24 protein-coding genes and 5 tRNA genes are annotated in these 23,582 nt (G+C 41.3%); 21 read left to right on the forward strand and 8 right to left on the reverse strand.

Annotated features, from left to right (window positions below):
• Positions 1–79 precede the first annotated feature (79 nt).
• The 10 genes from LM917_RS05855 to LM917_RS05900 all read left to right on the forward strand — a co-directional run bounded on the left by LM917_RS05855 (position 80) and on the right by LM917_RS05900 (position 6,904).
• A tRNA-Phe gene (locus tag LM917_RS05855) sits at positions 80–155 on the forward strand.
• Between the two features lie 14 nt (positions 156–169).
• Positions 170–245: transfer RNA gene (locus tag LM917_RS05860), tRNA-Lys, on the forward strand.
• Between the two features lie 10 nt (positions 246–255).
• Positions 256–338, forward strand: a tRNA-Leu gene (locus LM917_RS05865).
• A 9-nt stretch (positions 339–347) separates the two neighbouring features.
• Positions 348–423: transfer RNA gene (locus tag LM917_RS05870), tRNA-Gly, on the forward strand.
• 189 nt (positions 424–612) lie between these two features.
• Positions 613–2,328, forward strand: coding sequence for a tetratricopeptide repeat protein (locus LM917_RS05875; protein WP_232696569.1), 1,716 nt, complete (start codon positions 613–615; stop codon positions 2,326–2,328).
• Between the two features lie 148 nt (positions 2,329–2,476).
• Positions 2,477–3,436 carry a thioredoxin-disulfide reductase gene (trxB, locus tag LM917_RS05880; RefSeq protein ID WP_232696570.1) on the forward strand — a complete coding sequence of 320 codons (960 nt, stop codon included), beginning with the start codon at positions 2,477–2,479 and terminating at the stop codon, positions 3,434–3,436.
• A gap of 260 nt (positions 3,437–3,696) precedes the next feature.
• Positions 3,697–4,578: an RNase adapter RapZ gene (rapZ, locus tag LM917_RS05885; protein ID WP_232696571.1), complete on the forward strand. Its 882-nt coding sequence runs from the start codon at positions 3,697–3,699 to the stop codon at positions 4,576–4,578.
• Between the two features lie 66 nt (positions 4,579–4,644).
• Complete coding sequence (mgfK, locus tag LM917_RS05890; RefSeq protein ID WP_232696572.1) at positions 4,645–5,649, forward strand: gluconeogenesis morphogenetic factor MgfK; 1,005 nt, start codon at positions 4,645–4,647, stop codon at positions 5,647–5,649.
• A 3-nt stretch (positions 5,650–5,652) separates the two neighbouring features.
• Positions 5,653–6,591, forward strand: a complete 939-nt coding sequence (whiA, locus tag LM917_RS05895) for a DNA-binding protein WhiA (protein WP_232696573.1) — start codon at positions 5,653–5,655, stop codon at positions 6,589–6,591.
• A 55-nt stretch (positions 6,592–6,646) separates the two neighbouring features.
• Positions 6,647–6,904 carry an HPr family phosphocarrier protein gene (locus LM917_RS05900; protein ID WP_232696574.1) on the forward strand — a complete coding sequence of 86 codons (258 nt, stop codon included), beginning with the start codon at positions 6,647–6,649 and terminating at the stop codon, positions 6,902–6,904.
• A gap of 193 nt (positions 6,905–7,097) precedes the next feature.
• Here the strand turns inward: LM917_RS05900 and clpP are convergent, their stop codons facing one another.
• From clpP to LM917_RS05925, 5 genes are all read right to left on the reverse strand, one after another.
• Positions 7,098–7,685 carry an ATP-dependent Clp endopeptidase proteolytic subunit ClpP gene (gene clpP, locus LM917_RS05905; RefSeq protein WP_304502581.1) on the reverse strand — a complete coding sequence of 196 codons (588 nt, stop codon included), beginning with the start codon at positions 7,683–7,685 and terminating at the stop codon, positions 7,098–7,100.
• Between the two features lie 146 nt (positions 7,686–7,831).
• Entirely contained in the window at positions 7,832–8,953 is a 1,122-nt protein-coding gene (locus LM917_RS05910; protein WP_232696575.1) for a bactofilin family protein, read from the reverse strand.
• On the reverse strand, positions 8,950–9,507 hold the full coding sequence (locus LM917_RS05915; protein WP_232696576.1) for an anti-sigma factor family protein: 558 nt from the start codon (positions 9,505–9,507) through the stop codon (positions 8,950–8,952). Before LM917_RS05915 ends, LM917_RS05910 begins: the two co-directional genes overlap by 4 nt.
• Positions 9,491–10,108: an RNA polymerase sigma factor gene (locus LM917_RS05920; RefSeq protein WP_232696577.1), complete on the reverse strand. Its 618-nt coding sequence runs from the start codon at positions 10,106–10,108 to the stop codon at positions 9,491–9,493. Before LM917_RS05920 ends, LM917_RS05915 begins: the two co-directional genes overlap by 17 nt.
• Positions 10,109–10,171: 63 nt before the next feature.
• Positions 10,172–10,438, reverse strand: coding sequence for a hypothetical protein (locus tag LM917_RS05925; protein ID WP_232696578.1), 267 nt, complete (start codon positions 10,436–10,438; stop codon positions 10,172–10,174).
• A 196-nt stretch (positions 10,439–10,634) separates the two neighbouring features.
• On the opposite strand from LM917_RS05925, the gene ytzI reads away from it, so the two are divergent.
• On the forward strand, positions 10,635–10,757 hold the full coding sequence (ytzI, locus tag LM917_RS05930) for a YtzI protein (protein ID WP_232696579.1): 123 nt from the start codon (positions 10,635–10,637) through the stop codon (positions 10,755–10,757).
• A 106-nt stretch (positions 10,758–10,863) separates the two neighbouring features.
• On the opposite strand, the gene LM917_RS05935 is transcribed toward ytzI, so the two are convergent.
• Positions 10,864–11,382, reverse strand: coding sequence for a stalk domain-containing protein (locus tag LM917_RS05935; RefSeq protein ID WP_232696580.1), 519 nt, complete (start codon positions 11,380–11,382; stop codon positions 10,864–10,866).
• Positions 11,383–11,772: 390 nt separating this feature from the next.
• Positions 11,773–11,847, reverse strand: a tRNA-Arg gene (locus LM917_RS05940).
• Between the two features lie 308 nt (positions 11,848–12,155).
• Between LM917_RS05940 and rpoN the strand changes: the two genes are divergently transcribed.
• The 9 genes from rpoN to LM917_RS05985 all read left to right on the forward strand — a co-directional run bounded on the left by rpoN (position 12,156) and on the right by LM917_RS05985 (position 21,790).
• Positions 12,156–13,529, forward strand: a complete 1,374-nt coding sequence (rpoN, locus tag LM917_RS05945) for an RNA polymerase factor sigma-54 (RefSeq protein ID WP_232696581.1) — start codon at positions 12,156–12,158, stop codon at positions 13,527–13,529.
• Between the two features lie 26 nt (positions 13,530–13,555).
• Positions 13,556–13,855: a glutaredoxin family protein gene (locus LM917_RS05950; protein WP_232696582.1), complete on the forward strand. Its 300-nt coding sequence runs from the start codon at positions 13,556–13,558 to the stop codon at positions 13,853–13,855.
• 176 nt (positions 13,856–14,031) lie between these two features.
• Positions 14,032–15,087 (forward strand): sugar-binding transcriptional regulator, encoded by a 1,056-nt coding sequence (locus LM917_RS05955; RefSeq protein WP_232696583.1) that lies wholly within the window; start codon positions 14,032–14,034, stop codon positions 15,085–15,087.
• Positions 15,088–15,405: 318 nt separating this feature from the next.
• The gene (gap, locus tag LM917_RS05960; protein WP_232696584.1) at positions 15,406–16,410 is read left to right on the forward strand and encodes a type I glyceraldehyde-3-phosphate dehydrogenase; all 1,005 of its coding nucleotides are present in this window, start codon (positions 15,406–15,408) and stop codon (positions 16,408–16,410) included.
• A gap of 126 nt (positions 16,411–16,536) precedes the next feature.
• Positions 16,537–17,718 (forward strand): phosphoglycerate kinase, encoded by a 1,182-nt coding sequence (locus LM917_RS05965; RefSeq protein ID WP_232696585.1) that lies wholly within the window; start codon positions 16,537–16,539, stop codon positions 17,716–17,718.
• A 31-nt stretch (positions 17,719–17,749) separates the two neighbouring features.
• On the forward strand, positions 17,750–18,505 hold the full coding sequence (tpiA, locus tag LM917_RS05970) for a triose-phosphate isomerase (RefSeq protein WP_232696586.1): 756 nt from the start codon (positions 17,750–17,752) through the stop codon (positions 18,503–18,505).
• Between the two features lie 12 nt (positions 18,506–18,517).
• Positions 18,518–20,056 carry a 2,3-bisphosphoglycerate-independent phosphoglycerate mutase gene (gpmI, locus tag LM917_RS05975; protein ID WP_232696587.1) on the forward strand — a complete coding sequence of 513 codons (1,539 nt, stop codon included), beginning with the start codon at positions 18,518–18,520 and terminating at the stop codon, positions 20,054–20,056.
• Between the two features lie 45 nt (positions 20,057–20,101).
• The gene (gene eno, locus LM917_RS05980; RefSeq protein WP_232696588.1) at positions 20,102–21,388 is read left to right on the forward strand and encodes a phosphopyruvate hydratase; all 1,287 of its coding nucleotides are present in this window, start codon (positions 20,102–20,104) and stop codon (positions 21,386–21,388) included.
• A 192-nt stretch (positions 21,389–21,580) separates the two neighbouring features.
• Positions 21,581–21,790, forward strand: a complete 210-nt coding sequence (locus tag LM917_RS05985; RefSeq protein WP_232696589.1) for a hypothetical protein — start codon at positions 21,581–21,583, stop codon at positions 21,788–21,790.
• Between the two features lie 74 nt (positions 21,791–21,864).
• Here the strand turns inward: LM917_RS05985 and LM917_RS05990 are convergent, their stop codons facing one another.
• Positions 21,865–22,428: an NAD(P)/FAD-dependent oxidoreductase gene (locus LM917_RS05990; RefSeq protein WP_232696590.1), complete on the reverse strand. Its 564-nt coding sequence runs from the start codon at positions 22,426–22,428 to the stop codon at positions 21,865–21,867.
• Between the two features lie 167 nt (positions 22,429–22,595).
• Here LM917_RS05990 and LM917_RS05995 point away from each other — a divergent pair, with 167 nt between their 5' ends.
• Complete coding sequence (locus LM917_RS05995) at positions 22,596–23,543, forward strand: helix-turn-helix transcriptional regulator (RefSeq protein ID WP_232696591.1); 948 nt, start codon at positions 22,596–22,598, stop codon at positions 23,541–23,543.
• Positions 23,544–23,582: the final 39 nt, after the last annotated feature.

The raw sequence follows: 23,582 nt of genomic DNA on the forward strand, positions 1-23,582 counted from the left end.
ACCGGAGGTCGCGGGTTCGAGTCCCGTCAGCTCCGCCATTTATTTTTTTGATAAATGGTGATTCAATTTAATTATGTTTGGCTCGGTAGCTCAGTCGGTAGAGCAGAGGACTGAAAATCCTCGTGTCGGCGGTTCGATTCCGTCCCGAGCCACCATTCATTTTTAGTACGAGCCATTAGCTCAGTTGGTAGAGCATCTGACTTTTAATCAGAGGGTCGAAGGTTCGAGTCCTTCATGGCTCACCATTTTCCACATGCGGGTGTGGCGGAATTGGCAGACGCACCAGATTTAGGTTCTGGCGGGCGACCGTGGGGGTTCAAGTCCCTCCACCCGCACCATTTTTTTTTGCGGACGTAGCTCAATTGGTAGAGCGTCGCCTTGCCAAGGCGAAGGTCGAGGGTTCGAGACCCTTCGTCCGCTCCATAACTATTACATGTACAACGTGTAGACAAATTGCCGAAAGGGAGAGTGTCTGCACGTTTTTTTCTGTGTTTCATCGATCACTTCATCGTTTACAAGTGTTTTCCGGGTTGAGCGGTAAGCTGTGATTTGATACGATATGTTGAGATCACTACTAGCTTTGATAAGCTCCTAGATCAAAGAGGAGGTTTTATGAATACAAGAGAGCAGAAGAGCCGCGGCATCGTTACTGCTTTTCACCGAGAAGCCGATTTTTTTGCTGAATGGGGAATGCGTGCTCTGCAACGTAACAACCACACAAAAGCATTACAATGTTTCAAGCGGGCAATGGAAATGGAGCCGAGTAATGCAAATTATTACTGCAACACTGCAAGTGTTTTGGCTGAAATGGGAAAATTTGAGGATTCAAATGATCTTCTTTTTACTGTAATAGAAGAAATAGACCCATCGTTGCTAGAGGTATATTTCTATCTTGCTAATAACTTTGCGAATATGGATGAGTTTGAAATGGCAGCCGATATGGCTCTGAAATACTTGAAAAAAGATGAAGAAGGAGCTTATGCAGTAGAAGCTCAGGAACTACTTCACTATATATATTTTGAACTGGATATGCCTCCACGTGATCCGTTAGAGAATATGGAAGATGATCCAGTAACAGATAAACATGAAGAAGCTCGCAAACAACTAGAAGCAGGAAGATTTATGCAAGCCGTTGATAATTTGAAGCTTCTTATAAAAGAACAACCGGATTTTATGCCAGCATGGAATAATCTCGCACTAGCATACTACTACATTGGTAATTTCGATAAAGCAATGGAAACAATAGAACTGGCCCTGGAAAAGGAACCAGGTAATTTGCATGCCATTTGTAATATGGCTGTCCTTCTCTCACATCATAATCGCTGGAAAGAGTTGGTTCCTGTTATTGCTCGTTTGAAGAAAGTAAGACCATTCCATTACGAGCATATGTACAAACTGGCAACCACAATGGGTGTTCTAGGACAGCATGAAGAAGCCTATCAAATGTATTCAAAAATACTTAAACAGCCTATCATGCATGATGTTTCCACCTATCACTATGCGGCAACATCAGCGTATTTATCAGGAAAATATAATCAGGCAAAGAATTGGTGGAAAAAAGTTCGCCAGTTGGATGAAGAGTCTGGAATTGCAGATTATTATTTGAATAAAGCAGATCAAGCAATGAAAGGAATGCCACCGGAAACGATCCCATATCATTATCAGCACCCCATGCGCGAGGTTGAACTGAGCCAAACACCGGTATCTGATGAAGATTTTAAAGCTAATCCGATGATTCGAGCTTCTCTTCTTTGGGCATTGCAACATGGAAAAGAAGAATCGAAAGAAAGCGTCATTCGCACCCTGGGTATGATAGGTGACGAAGAGGCTATTAGTACCCTTACTTATTTTATAGAGCAGACTCCTAACGAGGAATTGAAGGTATTAGCTCATAAAGTAATTGCTGATCTACAGAAAAAATTACTCAAAGAAGAACAGCAAATAGCTCACTTACCAGAAGCCTCAGAATGGAATGAGAAGAAATATCCTACAATAGGAATGGAAGACAATTTTGCTGACTGTGATATAGAAAAGAATGACTACCTGACTCTCTCTGAAGAGGAATATGTTCTTCAACTAATTACAAATGCGTTTCCGAAACCTAACGATCAGGAAAAAAGGGAATGGATGATGGCACGTTGGAAGGATTATTGCTTACGTGCACAACTTCCAACACGTATTAGAAAAGAAGAAACATGGGTAGCTGCTTTGGAATATTTGTTTGAAAAAAATTCAGGTCAACTGACTCAAAGCAAGGCTGCTGAAAACTATGGTGTATCAAAAGGTACGCTATCCAAGTGCTTGCAAGCACTAGCTTCTCTTGATTAAAACACATTCTTATTTTATAATAAGTATCAAGTAAGAATGAACTATCTGTTACACGCAGGTTGATATAGGGTAAAAATACAAGCAAACTTACTAGTAAAGGCATTTTTGAACTCTGTAGATGCCTATAGATAGAGGAGGAGTTGCAATTATGAGTGATCAAAAAGTATATGATGTAATTATCGCAGGAGCAGGTCCTGCTGGAATGACTGCAGCAGTTTATACGTCACGTGCTAATATGTCAACACTACTGCTAGAACGTGGAGTACCTGGTGGACAGATGGCTAACACGGAAGATATCGAGAACTACCCAGGATTTGAAAGCATTTTAGGTCCTGACCTATCTAATAAAATGTTTGAGCACGCGAAAAAATTTGGTGCTGAATACCAATATGGAGACATCAAAGAGGTTCGTGATGGCAATCCATATAAAACAGTAGTTGTAGGCGATAAAGAATTTAAAGCAAAATCAGTTATCATTGCTACAGGTGCTGAACACCGTATGTTAGGTGTTCCAGGTGAAAAAGAATACTCTGGACGCGGTGTTTCTTATTGCGCAGTATGTGATGGTGCTTTCTTCCGCAATAGAGAACTTTTTGTTATCGGTGGTGGCGACTCTGCTGTTGAAGAGGCTATCTTCTTAACTCGTTTTGCTTCTAAAGTGACGATCGTTCACAGACGTGATGAGTTCCGTGCACAAAAAATTATTCAGAACCGTGCATTTGAAAATGAAAAAATTGAAATCATCTGGGATACTGTTTTAAAAGAAATTCGTGGAGAAAATTTGGTTACGAACGTTCTTTTGGAGAATGTAAAAACAGGTAAGCAAACAGAATTACCTGCAAATGGTGTATTTATCTATGTAGGGATGGACCCACTTACAGAAGCAGTAAAACCATTGGGAATCACCAACGAGGCAGGCTACATTCCTACTGATGAATTAATGCGTACGAAGATCCCAGGTATTCTTGCAGCAGGTGATGTTCGTGAAAAATTACTTCGCCAGGTAGTTACAGCTACAGGTGATGGATCAATTGCGGCTCAAAATGCACAGGTATACGTGGAAGACCTGGAAGAAATGTTGAAACAAAAAGATGTAACAATTTCTTAACTCCATTGTAATAGTATTGAAATATTGGGGGGCTACAATTTAGACAGTTACTTTTTTGATTGTGAATTGCCCCCTTTTTCTATAAACCATTTTTTGCGTGGTCTGGTGCTCAGATCGCGTATTTTTTTTGTTAGCAAAGATTAAGTTTTTTCTGAATAAACAGATAAATATTTTGTAGGGAAAATAATAGCAATAGACTTAAAAAGCATACAGGAATGCTATACCATGTGGTATTCTTAGAATAGGATGGAGGCGGGAACATGGGTGAAAACAATAAACAAAAAACTGTAAATCTGCTCATTATTACAGGAATGTCTGGAGCAGGGAAGACGACTGCCGTACAGAGTCTGGAGGACTTGGGTTTTTTTTGTGTAGATAATTTACCTCCAATTCTCATTCCAAAGTTTGCTGAGCTTATCATCCAATCAGGTAGAGGAATTGAACGTGTAGCATTAGTTATTGATTTGCGCGGGAGAGAATTTTTTGATAGCCTGTTTGAAGCGATTGATGGATTATCTGAACGGGAAGGTATCCATTTTCAAATACTTTTCCTAGATTCAAATGATCAGATTCTGGTTCAACGTTATAAGGAAACACGTAGACGTCATCCACTTTCCACAGGTGGAACACCATTGGAAGGGATTATGGCTGAACGTAGTTTATTACAGGATTTGAAAGGTAGAGCGAATCAAATCATTGATACCAGTCAAATGAAGCCTATGCAATTACGTGATAAAATCATTAACCAATATTCGCATCAAAATAGGGAATGGACAATAAATGTACAATCTTTTGGATTTAAATACGGAATTCCAATTGATGCTGATCTTGTATTTGATGTACGCTTTTTACCCAATCCGCATTATGTAGATGACCTGAGACCGAAAACAGGCTGTGATAGTGAAGTAGCGAAATATGTAATGAAATGGACAGATACACAAGAGTTTCTGACTCGTCTGATTGATTTTCTGCGTTTTACTATTCCGCATTATCAGCGGGAAGGAAAAAGCCAACTTGTTATAGCTATTGGATGTACAGGTGGGAAGCATCGATCAGTAGCAATTGCTGAGCATATTGGTGAAACATTCCGTAATGATTATCATGTCCGAGTAACACACCGTGACATGGAAAAAAACAAGTAGACATAATAATTTAATCGAGGGATAACTACATCTAGAAGAGCTCATCATGAAGAAAAGAGGTGACATATGGCTGTAGGAAGAACGCCGCTGCTTGAAGAGGAGCTGAAGATCGTAGTAATTGGGGGAGGCACGGGGCTCTCTGTTTTGTTGCGTGGTTTGAAAGAAGAAAATGTTCATATCACCGCGATCGTAACCGTTGCAGATGATGGAGGAAGTTCAGGAAGGCTGCGGCAAGAGATGGATATGCTCCCACCAGGTGATATACGAAATGTTATTACAGCATTGGCTGATACGGAACCGCTCATGAAAAAATTGATGCAATACCGTTTTACGAATGGGACAGGATTGGCAGGACATAATGTAGGCAACCTGCTACTAGCTGCGTTGTATGATATTACTGGTGACTTTGTAACAGCTGTTAAGGCATTAAGCGGGGTTTTAGCGGTACGCGGCGAAGTGTTGCCTTCTTCCACACAGTCGATCCTCTTAAAAGCAGAAATGGAAGATGGCACAATAGTGACGGGTGAATCACAGATCCCGTTAGCAGGCAAAAGAATAAAACGTGTCTTTTTGGAACCTGAAGATGCACGTCCTCTAATTGAGGCTTTGGATGCAATCAAAGATGCAGATGCCATTCTTTTGGGGCCAGGTAGCCTCTATACCAGTATTTTGCCGAATTTATTGGTAAAGGGTATCTTTGAGACAATCATGGAATCTGATGTACCAAAAGTATATATTTGCAATGTGATGACACAACCTGGGGAAACTGATAACTATACGGCATATGATCATGTACGCGCGTTATATGATCATGTAGGCGTGGAGTTTTTAACGACGGTTGTGGTAAATACACAAGAGGTACCGGAAGCATTTTTAGCAAAATATGCGGCAAAGGGTGCTTATCCTGTAGTATGTAACATGGATAAGCTCAAGGAACTGGATTTGACTATCGTGGCTGAGCCGATGATTACATTCGGGGAAATGTATTTACGCCATGATGCCAGAAAGGTGAGTAAAGAAGTCGTCACCATCCTTCGCCAAATCATTTCGCAACAGGAAGGGAAACGATGAGGCATGTCATTTGCTGCACTTACGAAAAAAGAATTAACAATGATTGAAGGAAAAACTTGCTGTAATCGAGCAGAATTAGCCGCTTTGATTCGGATGAATGGTACCATTCAATTCGGAACAGGCAAATTTGTTTTGGACATTACAACAGAAAATGCGGCGATTGCGAGAAGAATTTATTCGTTAGTCAAAGAGATTTTTCAGATTCATGCAGAGCTGTTAGTACGTAAAAAGATGCGATTGAAAAAGAACAATGTATACATTGTTCGTCTTCCACATAGAGCAATGGAAATTTTGGAAGATCTTCGTATCATGGATAAGAGTCTCGACTTTTATCCGGGTATTTCTCCTGACTTAATTGAAAATGAATGTTGTGCACGTGCCTTTTTACGTGGAGCCTTCCTGGCGGGTGGATCTGTGAATCATCCAGAGGCATCCAGTTACCATCTAGAGATTTTCTCTTCCTATCAGGATTATTGTGAAGCGTTGACTGAACTCGCTAACCGTTATTATCTCAATGCCAAATGTATTGAGCGGAAAAAAGGTTTTGTCATGTATATTAAAGAAGGTGAAAAGATCACTGATTTTCTCAGTGTGATTGGTGCTCACCAGGCCTTGTTGTATTTCGAGGACGTTCGGATTGTTAAAGATATGCGTAACTCCGTAAATCGTCTTCATAATTGTGAAATCGCTAATATCAATAAAACCGTTAATGCAGCAACCCGGCAAATGGAGAGCATTCAGTTGATCGAGAAAGTCATGGGATTGGAGAATTTACCTCCTCGATTACGGGAGGTAGCAGAGATTCGCTTGCAAAATCCTGATATTAATTTAAAGGAATTAGGCGAAATGATCCCTAGTGGACCGGTTAGTAAATCAGGAATTAATCACAGATTGCGTAAAATAAATGAAATTGCAGACAATTTGCGCGAAAAACAGAATTAAATCTTTCTACTGACATGCTATAATGAAAAGAAAGGATGTAGTAGGGAGGCACAAGATGGTACAAGAGCGAGTGGTAGTTAAACTAAAGACCGGGTTACAGGCTCGCCCAGCAGCATTTTTTGTACAGGAAGCGAATCGATATCGCTCAGATATTTATGTTGCAAAAGATAACAAAAAGGTAAATGCAAAAAGTATTATGGGAATCATGAGTTTGGCAATCAGTTCGGGTTCAGAGATCACCATTATGGCTGAGGGGCCAGATGAGATGGATGCAGTGGAAAAATTGACAGGGCTTGTAAATAAAGAAGAATGAAAAATGAAAACGTTACCTTTAGCATATATAGCTGGATAATCGTTTTTTACGAATAAGAAAAAGGGCATTTCACCAAGTGTGAATGCCCTTTTTCAACAGATAAAAATTTATCGAAATTCTTATCTGCATAAGTGCAACTAAGGCTTTGCCTGCGCCAAAGGCTTGGCAAAGCCAAGTTTTCTAATACATGGAATTACTTTTTCGTAATGACCTCATCGATCAAACCGTACTCTTTCGCTTCTTGTGCAGACAGGAAGTTATCACGATCTGTATCTTTTGCAATACGATCATATGGTTGACCTGTACGCTCTGCGTAGATACGATTCAAGTGCTCACGCATTTTAATAATGCGGCGAGCTGCAATTTCGATATCACTAGCTTGACCTTGAGCACCGCCTAGTGGCTGATGGATCATGATTTCACTGTTTGGAAGAGCATAACGTTTTCCTTTTGTTCCTGCACATAGTAGGAAGGAACCCATAGAAGCAGCCATACCTATACAAATAGTGGATACGTCAGGCTTGATAAACTGAATGGTATCATAGATTGCCATACCAGCTGTAATGGAACCCCCTGGACTGTTTATGTAGATACTGATGTCTTTGGTAGGATCATCTGATTCCAGGAAAAGCAATTGAGCCACTACGCTATTGGCAACCACATCGTTTATCGGTGTTCCAAGAAAGATAATACGATCTTTCAATAGGCGAGAGTAGATATCGTAAGCTCGTTCTCCACGATTTGTTTGTTCGATAACTGTTGGGATCAAGTTCATATTCATACTTTTCCTCCTCCCTTGTTATAAAAATATAATACACAATTGGTCAAAAAAGGTCAAACAAAAACAAACATATTCTTCCTTAATGTAACCACAAAATAAGGAAATCTAAACCTAGAGAGCATCTAAAGAATGTGTAGGTTGAATAGTTAGGTGTAAGTTTGTCTGTTACTGTCACGAACAGAGCTACCAACTGCTCCCAAGAACAGCGTACTGACGACTAGACTAATTCCCCATCCCAAATAAGGGATTTGCAGGAGAAGAACCAGAAGTAAGACACCTACGAACTCTGCTACTAGCGGTTTCCATTTATAATGTAAGCGCGTAATGATCCAATGTCCTAGCCAACTGCCTACATATATTTTAGCCAGATAATAAAGCAGGAAGAAGGAGATGAGACCAACAACACCTATTGGAATGCCTACTACAGTAAATAATATGCTAATACAGATGATTGGTGTGACGATCAATATAATTAACCCTTTGAGGAACAGTTTAAGTGGTCGTTCGGATAGTTTATTCGTAACGGTTTGAAGTGTACTGGTAAAAAAGTAGCGAATTAATAACCAGAAGATTAATGTACTGATGGCAGATGTGAGCGTCATCATCAAAAACGGCTTTATTTTAGATTGTTCTTCTATGGCCGTATATTGGTGCTCCCCGTTAATCGTAGCTCCTGGTTCTACGATTGCTTGGCTTAGTGCATTATAGTTCAGATCGCCATTTACTACCGACGTTGGAGTCAGTTGCATTCTTTCGGTCCGAATCCACGATGTTCCTTGCTCTAATGTACCTGAAATGGTGATATATCGATAAAATCCATTTGTCTCTTTGCCGATTTTTCCATCGACGAACAAGTCATGAGTAAATCCCACTAGACTGCCGTTCAGATTACCTGATGCAGGAATGCGGAAGTTGTTTGCAAAGGTAGAAGCATTTTTCTTGACTTGCCCTGGGATGATAACGAATTGAGAAGCGGATCGCAGATTTCCTTCTACAATTCCTTCAACTGTTATTTTGTTGGTAAATGAGATAACGTCTCCGGTTACTTTACCTTTTATAATGAGGGTGTCAGCGAATACGTAAAGATCCCCCTCAACCGTTCCATCAATGACAGCGGTCGTTGCATAGATGAATAGATCTCCCTCATGGTGCTCATTTACAGGCAAGTTGTAATAATCCTGATTATAAGATCCTAATGCATGAGCGGCACCTGCTGCTATAAAGAGGCTACAAATCAAGAGGATGACAAGTAACGCCCTGGGTTTCACGAACGCGCCCTCCATTCATTTGACTCTGGACGAGAGGAAAGGCGAATCGTATATATCAGGATGAGACAAGCAAAGAGAAGGGAAAAAGTAAACCCTACTACGTACATGTTTTGTAGCCAACTTCCCATATTATCTAGCAAATCAAGCACCCAGAAGAGCGCACTGATAAGCGTTTCGAATCTTAGAAAAGATGAGATATTATCGAGGATTACACCAAATTGTCCCCAAATCATAACAAAGTAAAAGACAACAAATCCGACAAACGTACCAGCTAAAAAGCGAACGCGCCCCATCGTTGATAAATAGTTTCTTCTATGGAGACATGCTATCTTACTAATTTGTTTAGTCGTAAACGCACTTAGACACAGTGAGGGCAGGGGAGGATTGATACGTTGTACCGCCTCTGAAATCTCCAGGTGGTCTTCAAAAAATGTCGCATATAGATGCTGACATTCTGAGCAGTTTTGTAGATGAGCATTCACCGACTGATGCTCTTCCGGTGATAATTCATTGTCCGCATACATCATAAATGTAAATTCATCCGGATGTTGCATCGTCCATTCTCCTTTCTTGCGCAGTTTTTGCGAGTTGGTCTTTTAACTGTTTACGGGCGCGGAAAAGGCGTGTTCCTACAGTGTTTTTACTCATCCCCACAATGGAACCAATCTCTTCATAGCTACAATCATCCATAAAACGCAAGGTTACAATAATTCGATCGACTTCATCTAGATGCATCATTAACTCATTCATCTGAGTATAGAACTCTTTTTTCATAAAGAGTGATTCAGGTGTATCCATCATTTTTTGCTGTTTATTAACCTGGTGATACAACTGATCATCTTTTATCGTTATTTCTCTTTTTTTACGAAGAAAATCAATACAAGTATTAGAGGTTAGTCGATACAACCAAGCATGAAACGGATATGCCTGATCAAACTTGTGCAGATTTTGAGCTACCTTCAGCCAAATATCATTACACAAATCCTGTGCGTCGTGGTAGGAGTACACCATTTTACTAACAATGCGTTGCACGCGTTGGTCAAACAAGTTAATTAATAAGCGGAAGGAATCTGCATCCCCTTTAAGGAATTCACGGATATGTTCTGCAGCTTGTGAGTTAAGTGCATATAACTCAATTTGTGAATGATCCTCCATGTCTTTTCCTCCTCCCATGTAGTAGTACGATTGACTTCGTAAAAAATTTCTCTCTTCTTGTCATTATTCTTCAAGAAAGCCCGGGTTTTCTTCTTTCTCGGGTGTCTGTTTGCTCTTTTGGTCAATCTCTTCTTCCAAATCAATCATAACACGCATAGTGGCTTTCATTTTTTTACCTTTAATAATGGTATAGTCATCGATCGCAAGCTTCTCTAATTGACGTAGTGCCATAGTGAGTTCATCAGTCGTCTGGTAGGGTTGGATGGTTAATAAGCAATCATCCTCCGAAGCTTCCTGATAGATTAAATAAAACTGGTCGTTTTTCTGCATATCCACATACCTCCCCAGTTATCCACAGAATTATCAACAGGTTGTGCACAAAAACATTTGTTCGTGGGATACTCGTTGGAGGTAGTATGTGACGGAGAAGATTATATCATACAAGCCATAACCTTTTTAAGAGCATGAAAATTCTGTACAATAAGAAAAAGAAATAGTATACAGCACGGATGATAGGAGGTATGACATGACGACGGGAATCATAGTAGCAATAGTGGCTATCGTAGTAATAGTTATAGGTTGTTCCATCTGGGCGATCAATAAAGGATATTCTCATAAAAATGAAATAGACAAGATCGATGAACCATAGAAGAATCAATTAACAATTAACAATTAACAATTAACAATTAACAATGAATAAGACCCATTGTCGTCGAGACTCTGGGTCTTACTATTTCGCTTGAGGTTATGTTCTACTAATCAAATAATGGCTTAATTATTCCTGAATTAGGATTAACAATGTACCAACCGAATGAATTTACGTAAGAATCGCCGGTTTGGAAGTTGTTTACTACTTCTTCAAAGATATGTATGACATAATTGCCACTCTCATCATCATGACTGTAAGCTACAGTAAAATGTGACGGTACCAAATGACCGTACTTTTGACGAACGAGCTCGACAGCCTGATATTTAGAGTAGGTTTTGGAAACGGGGAGTTTCCCAATAAAAATGGATAAGGATTTCCCGTCATATACTACTGGTTTTCCCATGTTTTCGGCTACAAAACGAGCTGGGACATAAGCAGTATTTTTGTATAGGAAGCCTTGGGTTTGTTGTGGTGGAGATTTTGGTACACCGTCAAAATAAAAGGTGAGAGGTTTTTCCATATCTGGTTTCACAGCCAATTCGACAGCTGCATAACCAACTGAGGAAGTTAATACCGTTCCGATAATTATTCCTGCTACCAAAGATTTATAATTCCATTTTCCCATAAAGTCGTGCCCTACCTTCAATTCATAATGATATATATATTATTATGGCAATGAAGAGACAAGCTGACAAAAGGCAGGGGTAATAGGAAGTTATCCCTAATGAATGGACCTGGAATGGGGATCCTAGCTTGGGGACTGGGAGATACAAATTATACAGGTAAAAAAAATATCGGACCTTGTATCTATTTTTCGAGGTTTTTTATAATTTGATAGAGATGGAGGGGAATAGTATCAGGAAAATTGATGTGATTCCATATGAAGATAAATGGCGAGAGATGTATAAACAAGAATCGGGCATGGTATATGGAAAATACGAAGTAACTACATGTAAGTAGTTTACAATTGCCCAAATAAAAAACCTCCGCTGAATGGCGGAGGTATTGTTATAAATGGTACGCCCGATAGGAATCGAACCTACGCACGTGGTTCCGGAGACCACTGCTCTATCCACTGAGCTACGGGCGCAAAATTAAAAGAACAAAGCTTATTATATACGAAAAGCTGTAGCAGGACAACTTGCAATTTCGGGAAAGATGTTTTCAAGTTTTCTGATAACTTCTGGAATGATTGCCAAGCTTTGTTTTATATAATGATGAAAAAAGGTTGAGTGAAATAAACCTTGGCAGGAAAATTGCAAGAACGTTATAATGAAAAAAAGAGTTCTTTGAATTATGATGATGGGAGTTCGCTACTTAAGAGAAGAGCTGGCATAGCTTTTATTGAGAAGACCACAAGACCTGCAACGTTTTCTGTATCGAGAGGGGGATGCATACATGAATATGGGCTTGGGATTGTACCAAGAGCAAACGCTAAAACTGGTGATGACGCCTGAGTTGCGTCAAGCGATTACGATTCTACAATTTTCAGCGGTAGATCTAATGACGTATCTACAGGAACAAGCATTAGAAAACCCTGTTATTGATCTCCAGGAAGCTGAGATTCCCGTAAAAGAAAAAAAAGAAGCAACAACCGAGGTTGATTGGAAAGAATTATTAAACAATCAAAGTAACACCGATTATTCTGTGAATAAAGATGAAAGCGCCTACAATCCACTGGATCATGTAAGCGATTCAAGCGGTACGCTATATACACATTTAGAAGAACAACTGGGATTCGTGAAAAGGCTGACTTCAACACAACGACAAATCGCCCAATATATAATTGGTAATCTGGACGAACGTGGCTATTTGGAGATTCCTCCGATGACGATTGCTGGGAATCTGGGTGTTTCACAGGAAGATGTAGAAGATGTTCTATGTGTCATTCACCATTTAGAACCAGCAGGGGTCGGTGCACGTAGCCTTGAAGAGTGTCTTCTGTTGCAATTAGAGCATGAAGGTCTGGATGATGAACAGACGGTTAAAGTAATTTCAGAACATTTACTCGATCTAGCTAATCATCGCTATGCTAAAATTGCAGAGAAATTGGGAATAACCGTGCTAGATGTACAACGTATTGCTGATTTGGTACGTACGTTAAACCCCCGACCAGGAGCCAGTTTTCAGAATACAGACACGAGATATATCATTCCAGATGTTTCCGTAGAGAAGGTAATGGGTGAGTACATCGTTATCGTGAATGATTCCTCCTTACCTCGACTATCGATCAATCGTTTTTATGAAAGAATGCTCCAAGAGAAAAGTTCTCAGGATGAGACTCGAATATTTATTAATGAAAAGTTAAATGCAGCTATGTGGCTAGCAAAAAGTATGGAGCAACGTCGATTAACCTTGCTGCGGGTTACGCAAGCAATTGTTGACCTCCAATATGACTTCTTTGAACATGGCATTCATCACTTGAAGCCAATGACACAGAAGGATATTGCAGAACGTGTCCAGCTACATGAATCAACGGTAAGTCGTGCAACAAGCAATAAATATGTTCAGACACCACGTGGTGTTTTTGAACTGAAGTATTTCTTTACGTCAGCCTTGTCTACGACGAGTGGAGAGGCAACATCATCGGAGAGCGTGAAAAAACGAATTAAGCTGTTGATTGAACAAGAAGACAGTGGAAAACCCTATTCCGATCAAAAACTGGCGGAGATGCTGGAAGGGGAAGGGATTGAGATATCTAGAAGAACGGTTGCAAAGTATCGGGAAGAGATGCTCATTCCTTCATCTGCCAAGCGGAAACGTTTTAAATAAGGTTAGAAATAAATGGAGAGGGAATTATGCCATTGTTGAATAGGAAAGATCAGAAAACGAATCAATCTCCAATTTCCTTGACACTCTATGGCAGAGCAAGATGTCATCTGTGTGATGAGGTGGAAGGGTTTATTAAGAAGCTTTCTGTAGAGTATCCGATTCAATTAAAGGTAGTGGATATTACAAGTGATCTGGCGCTTGAAGAAAAGTACATGTTTACCATTCCGGTAGTAGAGATAAATGGAGTAGAGGCTTTTGTCTCCATTCATTCGGTGGTAACAGAAGAGGAGTTAAGGCAGGAATTGAACCGACTCACTCACAATTGAAAAATAAAAATTGTGAACAGATTAGGGATAAATTTGACTTAACTTGTCACTAAGCAGAGGGTATGCTAAAGTAAGAGTAAGCACTCTGCTTATTTTTTTTCAGCTAAGTGGGACATAATTTGTATAGTCCGGGACACTTGGTGTCCCTGGTAATTTTGATTGAGGATGAGAGCAGAATGCGGAGCTTACTTGATATACAAAAGCAGTTAGTGCCTGATTTAATTCATATCATGCGCAAACGCTACGATTTGATGCAATCCATTCGATATTTGCAGCCTGTGGGCAGAAGAGCCTTAGCTCAGAATTTGCAAACCACCGAACGGATATTACGTGCAGAGGTAGATCTTCTGAAAGACTGGGGTTTGATCCATGTATCCCCAATCGGAATGAGCTGCACGGAAGAGGGCTTGCAGTTACTAAGTAATATGGAAAGTATGGCTGATGAGTTATTTGGATTTAGTGATCTAGCCATACAGCTGGAACGATTGCTCCATATTAACAAAGTAATTGTGGTTGCCGGTGATATGGATGTATCAGAGTGGGGAAAAAAAGAGTTAGGTCGTGTTGGTGCCGCCTTATTAAAGTTACATGCTGAAGAAGACGATGTAATTGCCATTACAGGTGGTTCTACCATAGCAGCCGTCTCTGAACACCTTACACCTTCCCCACATTTTCGCGGAGTTCAGTTTGTTCCGGGGCGCGGTGGACTAGGTGAGAAGGTAGAGTTGCAAGCAAATACGCTAGCCTCCATCTTTGCAGCCAAAACAGGAGCCCAGTATCGCTTGCTTCACGTTCCAGACAGACTAGGCCCTGATGCCGTACAGTCGCTGATGGGTGAAGAGCAAGTATCGGAAGTATTACAGCTTCTGAAGCGCTCACGAGTCATTATGCATGGGATTGGTGATGCAGTGGCTATGGCAAAACGAAGAAAGTACACCGATTTGGAAATCTCCGAGCTAACTGAATTGGGAGCTGTAGGGGAAGCATTTGGTTATTATTTTAATGCTGCAGGAGAAATTGTCCATCGAATGCCTACCATAGGTATCACCTTGGATAATGTGAGGCAAGCAGATGTTGTTCTCTCCCTAGCAGGTGGGAGCAGTAAGGCTAAGGCGATCATGTCTTTTGCTAAACAATCTTGTCAAACCGTACTGATTACAGATGAGGGAGCTGCCCGGGCAATCGTAGGGCAATTTCGTCAAGCTAGACACCCTGATGCCCAGCTGTTATAAGAAAAGCTTCTATAAAATATAGAAGTCAAATCTAAGACACTGGTTATTCTTTAGCACATGTTTTTCAAACCTAACAGAATGTTTCACGCTCAGAATGATTCAATAGGAATTCAGGATAAACAGGTTTCCTAGAATTACTAAAGTTTAGGAGTGGCATACTAGCATAGGTGCGCTCCTCCATAGGTGTATATAACATGCTCGCTAAAGTAGCATACAGGCTTGAGATGTCATCGTCCGGTTCCGATGCTTATCGCGAATTGGTTCGATATAGATTAAAAATATATCATACATGTGATTGAATCCAGGAGGGAATCTACGATGGTAAAAGTAGGTATTAACGGTTTTGGTCGTATTGGACGTAACGTATTCCGCGCAGCTCTTAAAAACCCAGCTGTAGAAATTGTAGCTGTAAACGATTTGACAGATGCTAAAACTCTAGCACATCTTTTGAAATATGACTCTGTTCACGGTAAGCTTGATGCTACTGTTGAAGTAAACGGAAACAACCTAGTTGTAAACGGTAAAGAAATCAAAGTACTTGCTGAGCGCGAACCAGCTAACTTGCCTTGGGGCGACCTAGGAATTGAGATCGTAGTTGAATCTACTGGTCGTTTCACAAAACGCGAAGATGCTGCGAAACACCTAGAAGGTGGAGCTAAGAAAGTAATCATCTCTGCACCAGCTTCTAATGAAGATGTTACAATCGTTATGGGTGTTAATGATGATAAATATGATGCGGCTAGCCACCACGTAATTTCTAACGCATCTTGCACAACAAACTGCTTGGCTCCATTTGCAAAAGTATTGAACGACAACTTCGGAATCGTAAAAGGTCTGATGACTACTGTTCACTCTTACACAAATGACCAACAAATTCTTGACCTGCCTCACAAAGACCTTCGTCGTGCTCGTGCAGCAGCTGAGAACATCATCCCAACTTCTACTGGTGCGGCTAAAGCGGTATCCTTGGTACTTCCTGAGCTAAAAGGAAAACTAAACGGTTTCTCTATGCGTGTACCAACTCCAAACGTATCTGTAGTTGACCTAGTTGTTGAAACTACAAAAGCTGTAACTGCTGAAGAAGTAAACGCAGCTCTTAAAGCAGCAGCTGAAGGTCCATTGAAAGGTATCATGGGCTACTCTGAAGAGCCACTAGTATCTAGTGACTACAACGGAAACCCTGATTCTTCTATAATCGATGCATTGTCCACAATGGTTATCGAAGGAAACATGGTAAAAGTAGTTTCTTGGTATGACAACGAGTCTGGTTACTCCAACCGTGTTGTAGATCTTTGCGATTTCATTGCAAAAAAAGGTCTGTAAGCCATAAAATATAGTCTTGAGGGGAAGGGGAGAGATTCTCTCCCTTTTTCTCCTTACACATGAAAATATACGATTGATTGGTAAACTTTGATATGATGAAGGAACAAGACTGAGGAGGTACCTGCTGTGAACAAGAAGTCCATCCGCGATATAGAGTTAGCTGGAAAACGAGTTTTTTGCCGTGTAGATTTTAACGTACCAATGAAAGATGGCGTTATTACAGACGACACACGTATCCGTGCTGCTCTGCCAACCATTCAACATATGGTCGATAACAAGGCAAAAGTCATTTTGGCTTGCCATTTTGGTCGTCCTAAAGGTGAAGTGGTAGAAGAAATGCGCCTGACTGCTGTAGGGGAACATCTAGCTTCTCTTCTTGGCAAACCAGTTAACAAACTGAATGATTCCACCGGGACTGAAGTGGAAGCGGCAGTTCATGACATGAAGGAAGGAGACGTTGTTCTTCTTGAAAATGTCCGCTTCCATAAAGGGGAAGAAAAGAACGATCCAGAATTGGCAAAAAGCTTTGCTAATTTAGCTGATCTGTTCGTGAATGACGCATTCGGTACTGCTCATCGTGCTCACTCTTCTACAGCAGGAATTGCAGCGTATATCCCTGCAGTTGCTGGTCTGTTGATGGAGAAAGAACTTGAGTTCATGGGTGGAGCATTAAGCAATCCAGAGCGTCCTTTCACTGCAATCGTAGGTGGTGCAAAAGTAAAAGATAAGATTGGTGTAATCGAAAACCTATTGACCAAGGTGGATACGTTGATCATTGGTGGCGGTATGGCTAATACTTTTATCAAAGCACAAGGCTACAGTGTAGGAGCTTCCCTTTGCGAAGAAGACAAGCTGGATCTGGCTCGCACATTGATGGAACAAGCAAAAGAACATAAAGTGAATTTGCTGATGCCTGTTGACGTAGTAGTGGCTGACAAGTTCGCTCCTGACGCTAATAAGCAAGTTGTATCAATTGATGCGATTCCAGAAGGCTGGATGGCACTAGATATTGGACCGAATACAATCGCCAATTACAGTGAAGCGGTTATTCCATCCAAAACAGTGGTATGGAACGGACCAATGGGCGTATTTGAAATGGACGCATTTGCAGAAGGTACAATCGCGGTTGCGAAGGCAATGGAAAAATGTGAAGGCATTACCATCATCGGTGGTGGTGATTCTGTAGCGGCTGTTGAAAAAGCAGGCGTAGCTGATAAGATGACTCATATTTCTACGGGTGGCGGAGCTTCCCTTGAATTTATGGAAGGTAAAGAACTTCCAGGTGTAACTGCACTAGAAGACAAGTAAGCTTCTTACAGATTGGAAAAGGAGAGTAACGATGAGAACACCAATTATTGCTGGTAACTGGAAGATGTTTAAAAATATTGCAGAAGCGACTGCTTTTGCTTCCGATCTACCAAAACAAGACGAGGCAGCACAAATTGAGAAAGTAATCTGCGCACCTTTTACAAATCTGCAAGCGTTGGCAGAGCAATTAAAAGGTACGCCATATAAATTGGGCGCACAAAACATGCATTTTGAAGAATCCGGAGCTTTTACCGGTGAAATCAGCCCGTTGATGCTTAAAGAGTTGGGTGTTGACTATGTAATTATCGGACACTCCGAACGCCGACAATATTTTAACGAGACAGATGAGACTGTGAACAAGAAGACGAAAGCAGCTCTTGCTCATGGAATCAAGCCGATCGTATGTGTGGGAGAGTCTCTTGAGGAATATGAAGCTAACAAAACAGAAGATGTCGTTCGCACGCAAACTGAAGCGGCTCTAGAAGGACTTACTGCTGAACAAGTGAAGGATGTTGTTATTGCCTACGAACCAATCTGGGCAATCGGAACAGGTAAATCTTCAACAGCAGAAAATGCTAACAAAACAATTGCTTACATCCGTAACGTGGTGGCAAACGTATTTGGGCAAGGGTCAGCTAATCAAGTGCGCATTCAATACGGTGGCAGTGTAAAACCTGAAAATGTAGCTAGTTATCTTGGTGAATCTGACATTGATGGCGCGTTGGTTGGTGGCGCTAGCTTGACAGTAGATGGATACATGGGTCTTATCAAGGGTGCACAGAAGTAGGAGGAAAGAAAGATGTCTAACAGACCGAAACCAGTTGCATTAATTATCATGGACGGGTTTGGTCTTCGCGGTAGCGATTACGGTAATGCTGTTAATCAAGCGAAAAAACCAAACTACGATCGTTTCATGAAAGAATATCCGAACGCTACATTGAAAGCCTCTGGACTATCTGTAGGCTTGCCAGATGGACAAATGGGTAATTCTGAGGTGGGTCACCTGAATATCGGTGCAGGGCGTGTCGTATACCAGGATCTTACTCGTATTACGAAGTCAATCACGGAAGGTTCATTCTTTGATAACCAAACACTTTTAAATGCTTTCAACCATGCAAAAGAAAACAACAAGAAAGTTCACTTCTTCGGCTTACTTTCCGATGGTGGTGTACACAGTCATATTAAACACTTGTTCGCTTTGCTTGAACTGGCGAAAAAAGAAAACATGCAAGACGTGTTTGTTCATGGTTTCCTGGATGGACGTGACGTAGCTCCTGATAGTGCTGTTACGTACATCGAAGAACTACAAGAAAAAATGAATGAATTAGGTGTAGGGCGTATTGCTACCGTTCAAGGTCGTTACTATGCGATGGACCGTGACAAGCGTTGGGAGCGTGTAGAAAAAGCGTACCGTGCGATGGTATATGGTGATGCTCCACATTACACAGATCCGATCAAAGCTGTTAAGGAATCCTATGAAAAATCCATTATGGATGAATTCGTAATGCCTACCGTTATGGTAGATGAGAACGACCAGCCTATTGGTAAGGTAGAAGAAGGAGATTCTATTATCTTCTTTAACTTCCGGCCTGACCGTGCGATCCAAACATCTCAAGCATTCACAAACGAAGATTTCCGTGGATTTGATCGTGGAGAGAACCACCCACGCAATCTACACTTCGTATGCTTGACTCATTTCTCAGAAACAGTTGGGGGGTATGTTGCATACCAACCATCCAATCTGGATAACACATTAGGTGAAGTTGTTTCTCAAAACGGATTGAAACAATTGCGTATTGCTGAAACAGAGAAATACCCACATGTTACGTTCTTCTTCAATGGTGGTCGTGAGAAGGAGTTCCCGGGTGAACAACGTATTTTGATCCCATCTCCAAAAGTTCCGACATACGATTTGAAGCCAGAAATGAGCGCATATGAATTAACAGATGCAGTAGTAAAAGAGATTGAAGAAGAGAACTTCGATGTGATCATTCTGAATTTCGCTAACTGCGACATGGTGGGTCACTCTGGTATGATGGAACCAACAATCAAAGCTGTTGAAACAACCGATACTTGCGTAGGTCGTGTCGTTGATGCGATTACAGCAAAAGGCGGGGTAGCCCTTATTACAGCTGACCATGGTAATGCTGACCAAATGCTGACGGAACAAGGTAACCCAATTACCTCGCACAGCACGAACCCAGTACCTTTTATCGTGACAAAACAGGGTGTTGAACTTCGTGAAGATGGTATTCTTGCTGATCTTGCACCAACAATCCTTGAGTTACTAGATTTAGAAAAACCGGCTGAAATGATGGGTAAATCCCTCATGAAGTAATAAAGTTCTTCACACATAGGAACAAGATCAAAGGAGATGGCCTAAATGACTACAATTATTACTGATGTATATGCACGCGAAATTCTAGATTCCCGCGGTAACCCAACTCTAGAGGTTGAAGTATATTTGGAAGACGGTTCTATGGGCCGTGCAGCAGTTCCATCCGGTGCATCTACTGGTGCTCACGAAGCTGTTGAGCTTCGCGACGGTGATAAATCTCGTTACCTTGGTAAAGGTGTAACTCAAGCCGTTTCCAACGTTAACGATATTATCGCTGATGAATTAATCGGTATGGATGCAACTGATCAAGTTGGTATCGATATGGCTATGATCCAATTAGATGGTACTCCTAACAAAGGTAAACTAGGCGCTAACGCTATCCTTGGTGTATCTATGGCGGCAGCTCGTGCATCAGCATCTTCTCTAGGTGTTTCTTTGTACAACTACCTGGGTGGATTCAACGCAAAAACTCTTCCAGTTCCAATGATGAACATCTTGAACGGTGGAGAGCATGCTGATAATACAGTAGATATTCAAGAATTCATGGTTATGCCAGTAAACGCTCCTTCTTTCAAAGAAGCGCTTCGTATGGGTTCTGAAATCTTCCACTCTCTGAAAAAAGTTCTAAACGAAAAAGGTTTGAACACAGCTGTAGGTGACGAAGGTGGTTTCGCTCCTAACTTGAAATCTAACGAAGAAGCGATCACTACAATTCTTGAAGCTATCAAAGCTGCTGGATACGAAGCTGGTAAAGACGTATTCATCGCTCTTGACGTAGCTGCTACTGAAATGTTCAAAGATGGTAAATACCACTTCACTGGTGAAGGCGTAGTGAAAACAACTGAAGAAATGGTTGCTTTCTACGAGGATCTAGTAAGCAAATATCCAATCATCTCTATCGAAGACGGTTTGGCTGAAGATGACTGGACTGGTTGGAAACTGATGACTGACCGTCTTGGTAGCAAAGTTCAACTGGTTGGTGACGATTTGTTCGTTACAAACACTGAGCGTCTGTCTAAAGGTATTGAATCCGATACAGCTAACTCTATCTTGGTAAAAGTTAACCAAATCGGTACGCTTACTGAAACTTTCGATGCAATCGAAATGGCTAAACGCGCTGGTTACACAGCAGTTATCTCTCACCGTTCTGGTGAAACAGAAGACTCCACAATCGCTGACATCGCGGTTGCAACTAACGCTGGTCAAATCAAAACAGGTGCTCCTTCTCGTACTGACCGTGTTGCGAAATACAACCAACTTCTTCGTTTGGAAGATGAATTGGGTGACACAGCTCGTTACGGCGGACGTGCAGCATTCTATAACCTAAAATAATCAATGAAGAATTAATAATGAATAAAGAAGAAGCCATCCTTCCCGTAAGGGGAGGGTGGTTTTTCTTTGGCGTGGCTGTGGGGGAGAAGGAGCAAAACAGTTGGCTACTCCGCATTCGGTCTGCGCCTTGCTGGGGGGATGGACTGTCCGCTCCGTGAGTAAATCGTGGCTTTGGGGGGAAGGAGCAAAATAGTGGGATACTCCGCATTCGTCTTCGCCTTACTGGGGGTATGGGGTGCTCGCTCCGGATGGAAATCTGGGGAATCGCAAAAAGAGGTAGTTGCTAGGAAGCGTAATCATGGGTTGCGATTCTTTTTCCCAGATTTTCACCCTCCGCTGGGTGAGGCTACGCCAGATGCTACGTATCCCACTATTTTGCTCCTTCTACGCCACTTTGGATAGGGAATAAATAAAAATGAACAATGAAAAAGCCATCCTCCCTAAGGGAGAGATGGCTCTAGTAGAGATGAAGCTAGTTATGCTTTCAATACATCGTGGTCCACGTAGCGATCTCCGTTCAGCTCACTAATTACATTAATCGCTACCTTGGCACCATCTCCGGCAGTGATGATGGTGTGCATGCTAACTCCAGCGCATGTACCGGCTGCCCAGATACCTTCTATGTTGGTTTTACCTTGTGCGTTTACATCAAATACGGTTTTGATGCGAGGCTCTGTACCGTCTTTTGTAGCGATTCCAGCTGCTTCAGCAAGTGTAGTCATCATACCGGAAGCGATGATCAAATGACCACCTTGATAAGAGCCGTTTTCTGTTGTAACAGTAATGACATCGCCTTCTTTGGATACTGCAGTTGCTGTATCTTCTACGACCTCAGTACCGAATTTTTCAGCTTGTTTCAGACCTGTTTCTACAAGGTCAGGACCGCTGATTTCTGATACACCATAGTGATTTTCAACCCAAGCGCGTTTGGTAACACCTTTATCGTTGTCGATTAGCAACGTTTTCTTTCCTGCTTTTGCAGTGAAGATTGCTGCACTTGCTCCTGAAGGACCAGCACCAATAATTATTACATCATACATGAAAGACTCCTCCTTTTGTGATATAAGATGAACTGACTAAAGCAATGAAAGCAACTTTAGAAGTTATATACCCTTTATGTACTGCTTTGCTACTTCTATTATAGCGTATGGTTCAGAAAATATTTTATAATTTAACTAATATATAGTTTCATATAGGGAGTATGTGAATGAACAAAACAGACCGCATGTTGGCTATTATAGTAGAGATTCAACGAAAAGGCAGTTGTCGTGCGGAAGATTTGGCTGCTGCTTTTGAAACAAGTGTACGAACTATTTACAGGGATGTTCAAGCACTCAGTGAAGCAGGTGTTCCACTCATCGGGATACCGGGACAGGGATATTCGTTGATGGAAGGTTACTTTTTGCCGCCAGTTTGTTTTAAAGCAGAGGAAGCATCTGCGTTACTGTTGGGTGCTACTTATATCCAACAGCAGTTTGATGAAAGTTATCGTAACCATGTAGAGACTGCTAGTAGAAAGTTAGAAGGTATCTTATCCGAAGAAGTAAGAGGAGACGTTGACAAGACTCGGTCTGGCATCCGATTTATTCTACAGAGAGCAAGTGCAGCAAACGAACATGAAGAAGAAATTCTGGGGGTACTTCGTAGAGCAGTACTGGAACAAAAGCAGGTGCGTATTCATTACCAAAAACCAGCTAATAAACCTGACAAAAACAAAGAAACAGAGCGCACTGTTAATCCGTACGGTCTAGTTTTGGTACGGGATAAATGGGCTCTTTTAGCGTTTTGTCATTTGCGTGGAGAGATTCGACACTTTCGATTAAGTCGGATTACTGGTCTTGACATGACAGAGAAAAAATTTGAGCGTCCATCTGATTTTTATCTGGAGACTTATAAACCTGTGGATGATCGGCACACAGTGGTTCGCATCCATCTATCAGGCAAATCAAGGAACCTGGTAAAAGAAGATGATTTTTATTATATCGATTCGTTTTCTGAGGATTCAACTGGTGTACTCGTTACGCTACGAGTTCGTCGATTAGAAGAAATCCTTTCCTGGGTGCTTGGATGGGGGGCCGACGCCAGAGTACTGGAGCCTGAAGAACTGAAACAACTTGTTAGAAAAGAAATTACAAAAATGTTGAAGCACTACTGACATACTGGTGTCAGTAGTGTTTTTCTATACTAGTTGTAT

The sequence above is a fragment of the Brevibacillus daliensis genome, from assembly GCF_021245735.1.
Taxonomy (GTDB): Bacteria; Bacillota; Bacilli; order Brevibacillales; family Brevibacillaceae; genus Brevibacillus_B; species Brevibacillus_B daliensis.

Excerpts from the sequence above, each read along its gene's own strand:
- gpmI (WP_232696587.1), top strand. The coding sequence starts at position 18,518 with ATGTCTAACAGACCGAAACCAGTTGCATTAATTATCATGGACGGGTTT.
- LM917_RS05900 (WP_232696574.1), top strand. The coding sequence starts at position 6,647 with ATGGTACAAGAGCGAGTGGTAGTTAAACTAAAGACCGGGTTACAGGCT.
- whiA (WP_232696573.1), top strand. The coding sequence starts at position 5,653 with ATGTCATTTGCTGCACTTACGAAAAAAGAATTAACAATGATTGAAGGA.
- clpP (WP_304502581.1), bottom strand. The coding sequence starts at position 7,685 with ATGAATATGAACTTGATCCCAACAGTTATCGAACAAACAAATCGTGGA.
- rapZ (WP_232696571.1), top strand. The coding sequence starts at position 3,697 with ATGGGTGAAAACAATAAACAAAAAACTGTAAATCTGCTCATTATTACA.
- eno (WP_232696588.1), top strand. The coding sequence starts at position 20,102 with ATGACTACAATTATTACTGATGTATATGCACGCGAAATTCTAGATTCC.
- gap (WP_232696584.1), top strand. The coding sequence starts at position 15,406 with ATGGTAAAAGTAGGTATTAACGGTTTTGGTCGTATTGGACGTAACGTA.
- LM917_RS05915 (WP_232696576.1), bottom strand. The coding sequence starts at position 9,507 with ATGCAACATCCGGATGAATTTACATTTATGATGTATGCGGACAATGAA.
- rpoN (WP_232696581.1), top strand. The coding sequence starts at position 12,156 with ATGAATATGGGCTTGGGATTGTACCAAGAGCAAACGCTAAAACTGGTG.
- ytzI (WP_232696579.1), top strand. The coding sequence starts at position 10,635 with ATGACGACGGGAATCATAGTAGCAATAGTGGCTATCGTAGTAATAGTT.
- LM917_RS05925 (WP_232696578.1), bottom strand. The coding sequence starts at position 10,438 with ATGCAGAAAAACGACCAGTTTTATTTAATCTATCAGGAAGCTTCGGAG.
- LM917_RS05955 (WP_232696583.1), top strand. The coding sequence starts at position 14,032 with ATGCGGAGCTTACTTGATATACAAAAGCAGTTAGTGCCTGATTTAATT.
- LM917_RS05935 (WP_232696580.1), bottom strand. The coding sequence starts at position 11,382 with ATGGGAAAATGGAATTATAAATCTTTGGTAGCAGGAATAATTATCGGA.
- LM917_RS05875 (WP_232696569.1), top strand. The coding sequence starts at position 613 with ATGAATACAAGAGAGCAGAAGAGCCGCGGCATCGTTACTGCTTTTCAC.
- trxB (WP_232696570.1), top strand. The coding sequence starts at position 2,477 with ATGAGTGATCAAAAAGTATATGATGTAATTATCGCAGGAGCAGGTCCT.
- LM917_RS05920 (WP_232696577.1), bottom strand. The coding sequence starts at position 10,108 with ATGGAGGATCATTCACAAATTGAGTTATATGCACTTAACTCACAAGCT.
- LM917_RS05950 (WP_232696582.1), top strand. The coding sequence starts at position 13,556 with ATGCCATTGTTGAATAGGAAAGATCAGAAAACGAATCAATCTCCAATT.
- mgfK (WP_232696572.1), top strand. The coding sequence starts at position 4,645 with ATGGCTGTAGGAAGAACGCCGCTGCTTGAAGAGGAGCTGAAGATCGTA.
- LM917_RS05995 (WP_232696591.1), top strand. The coding sequence starts at position 22,596 with ATGAACAAAACAGACCGCATGTTGGCTATTATAGTAGAGATTCAACGA.
- LM917_RS05990 (WP_232696590.1), bottom strand. The coding sequence starts at position 22,428 with ATGTATGATGTAATAATTATTGGTGCTGGTCCTTCAGGAGCAAGTGCA.
- tpiA (WP_232696586.1), top strand. The coding sequence starts at position 17,750 with ATGAGAACACCAATTATTGCTGGTAACTGGAAGATGTTTAAAAATATT.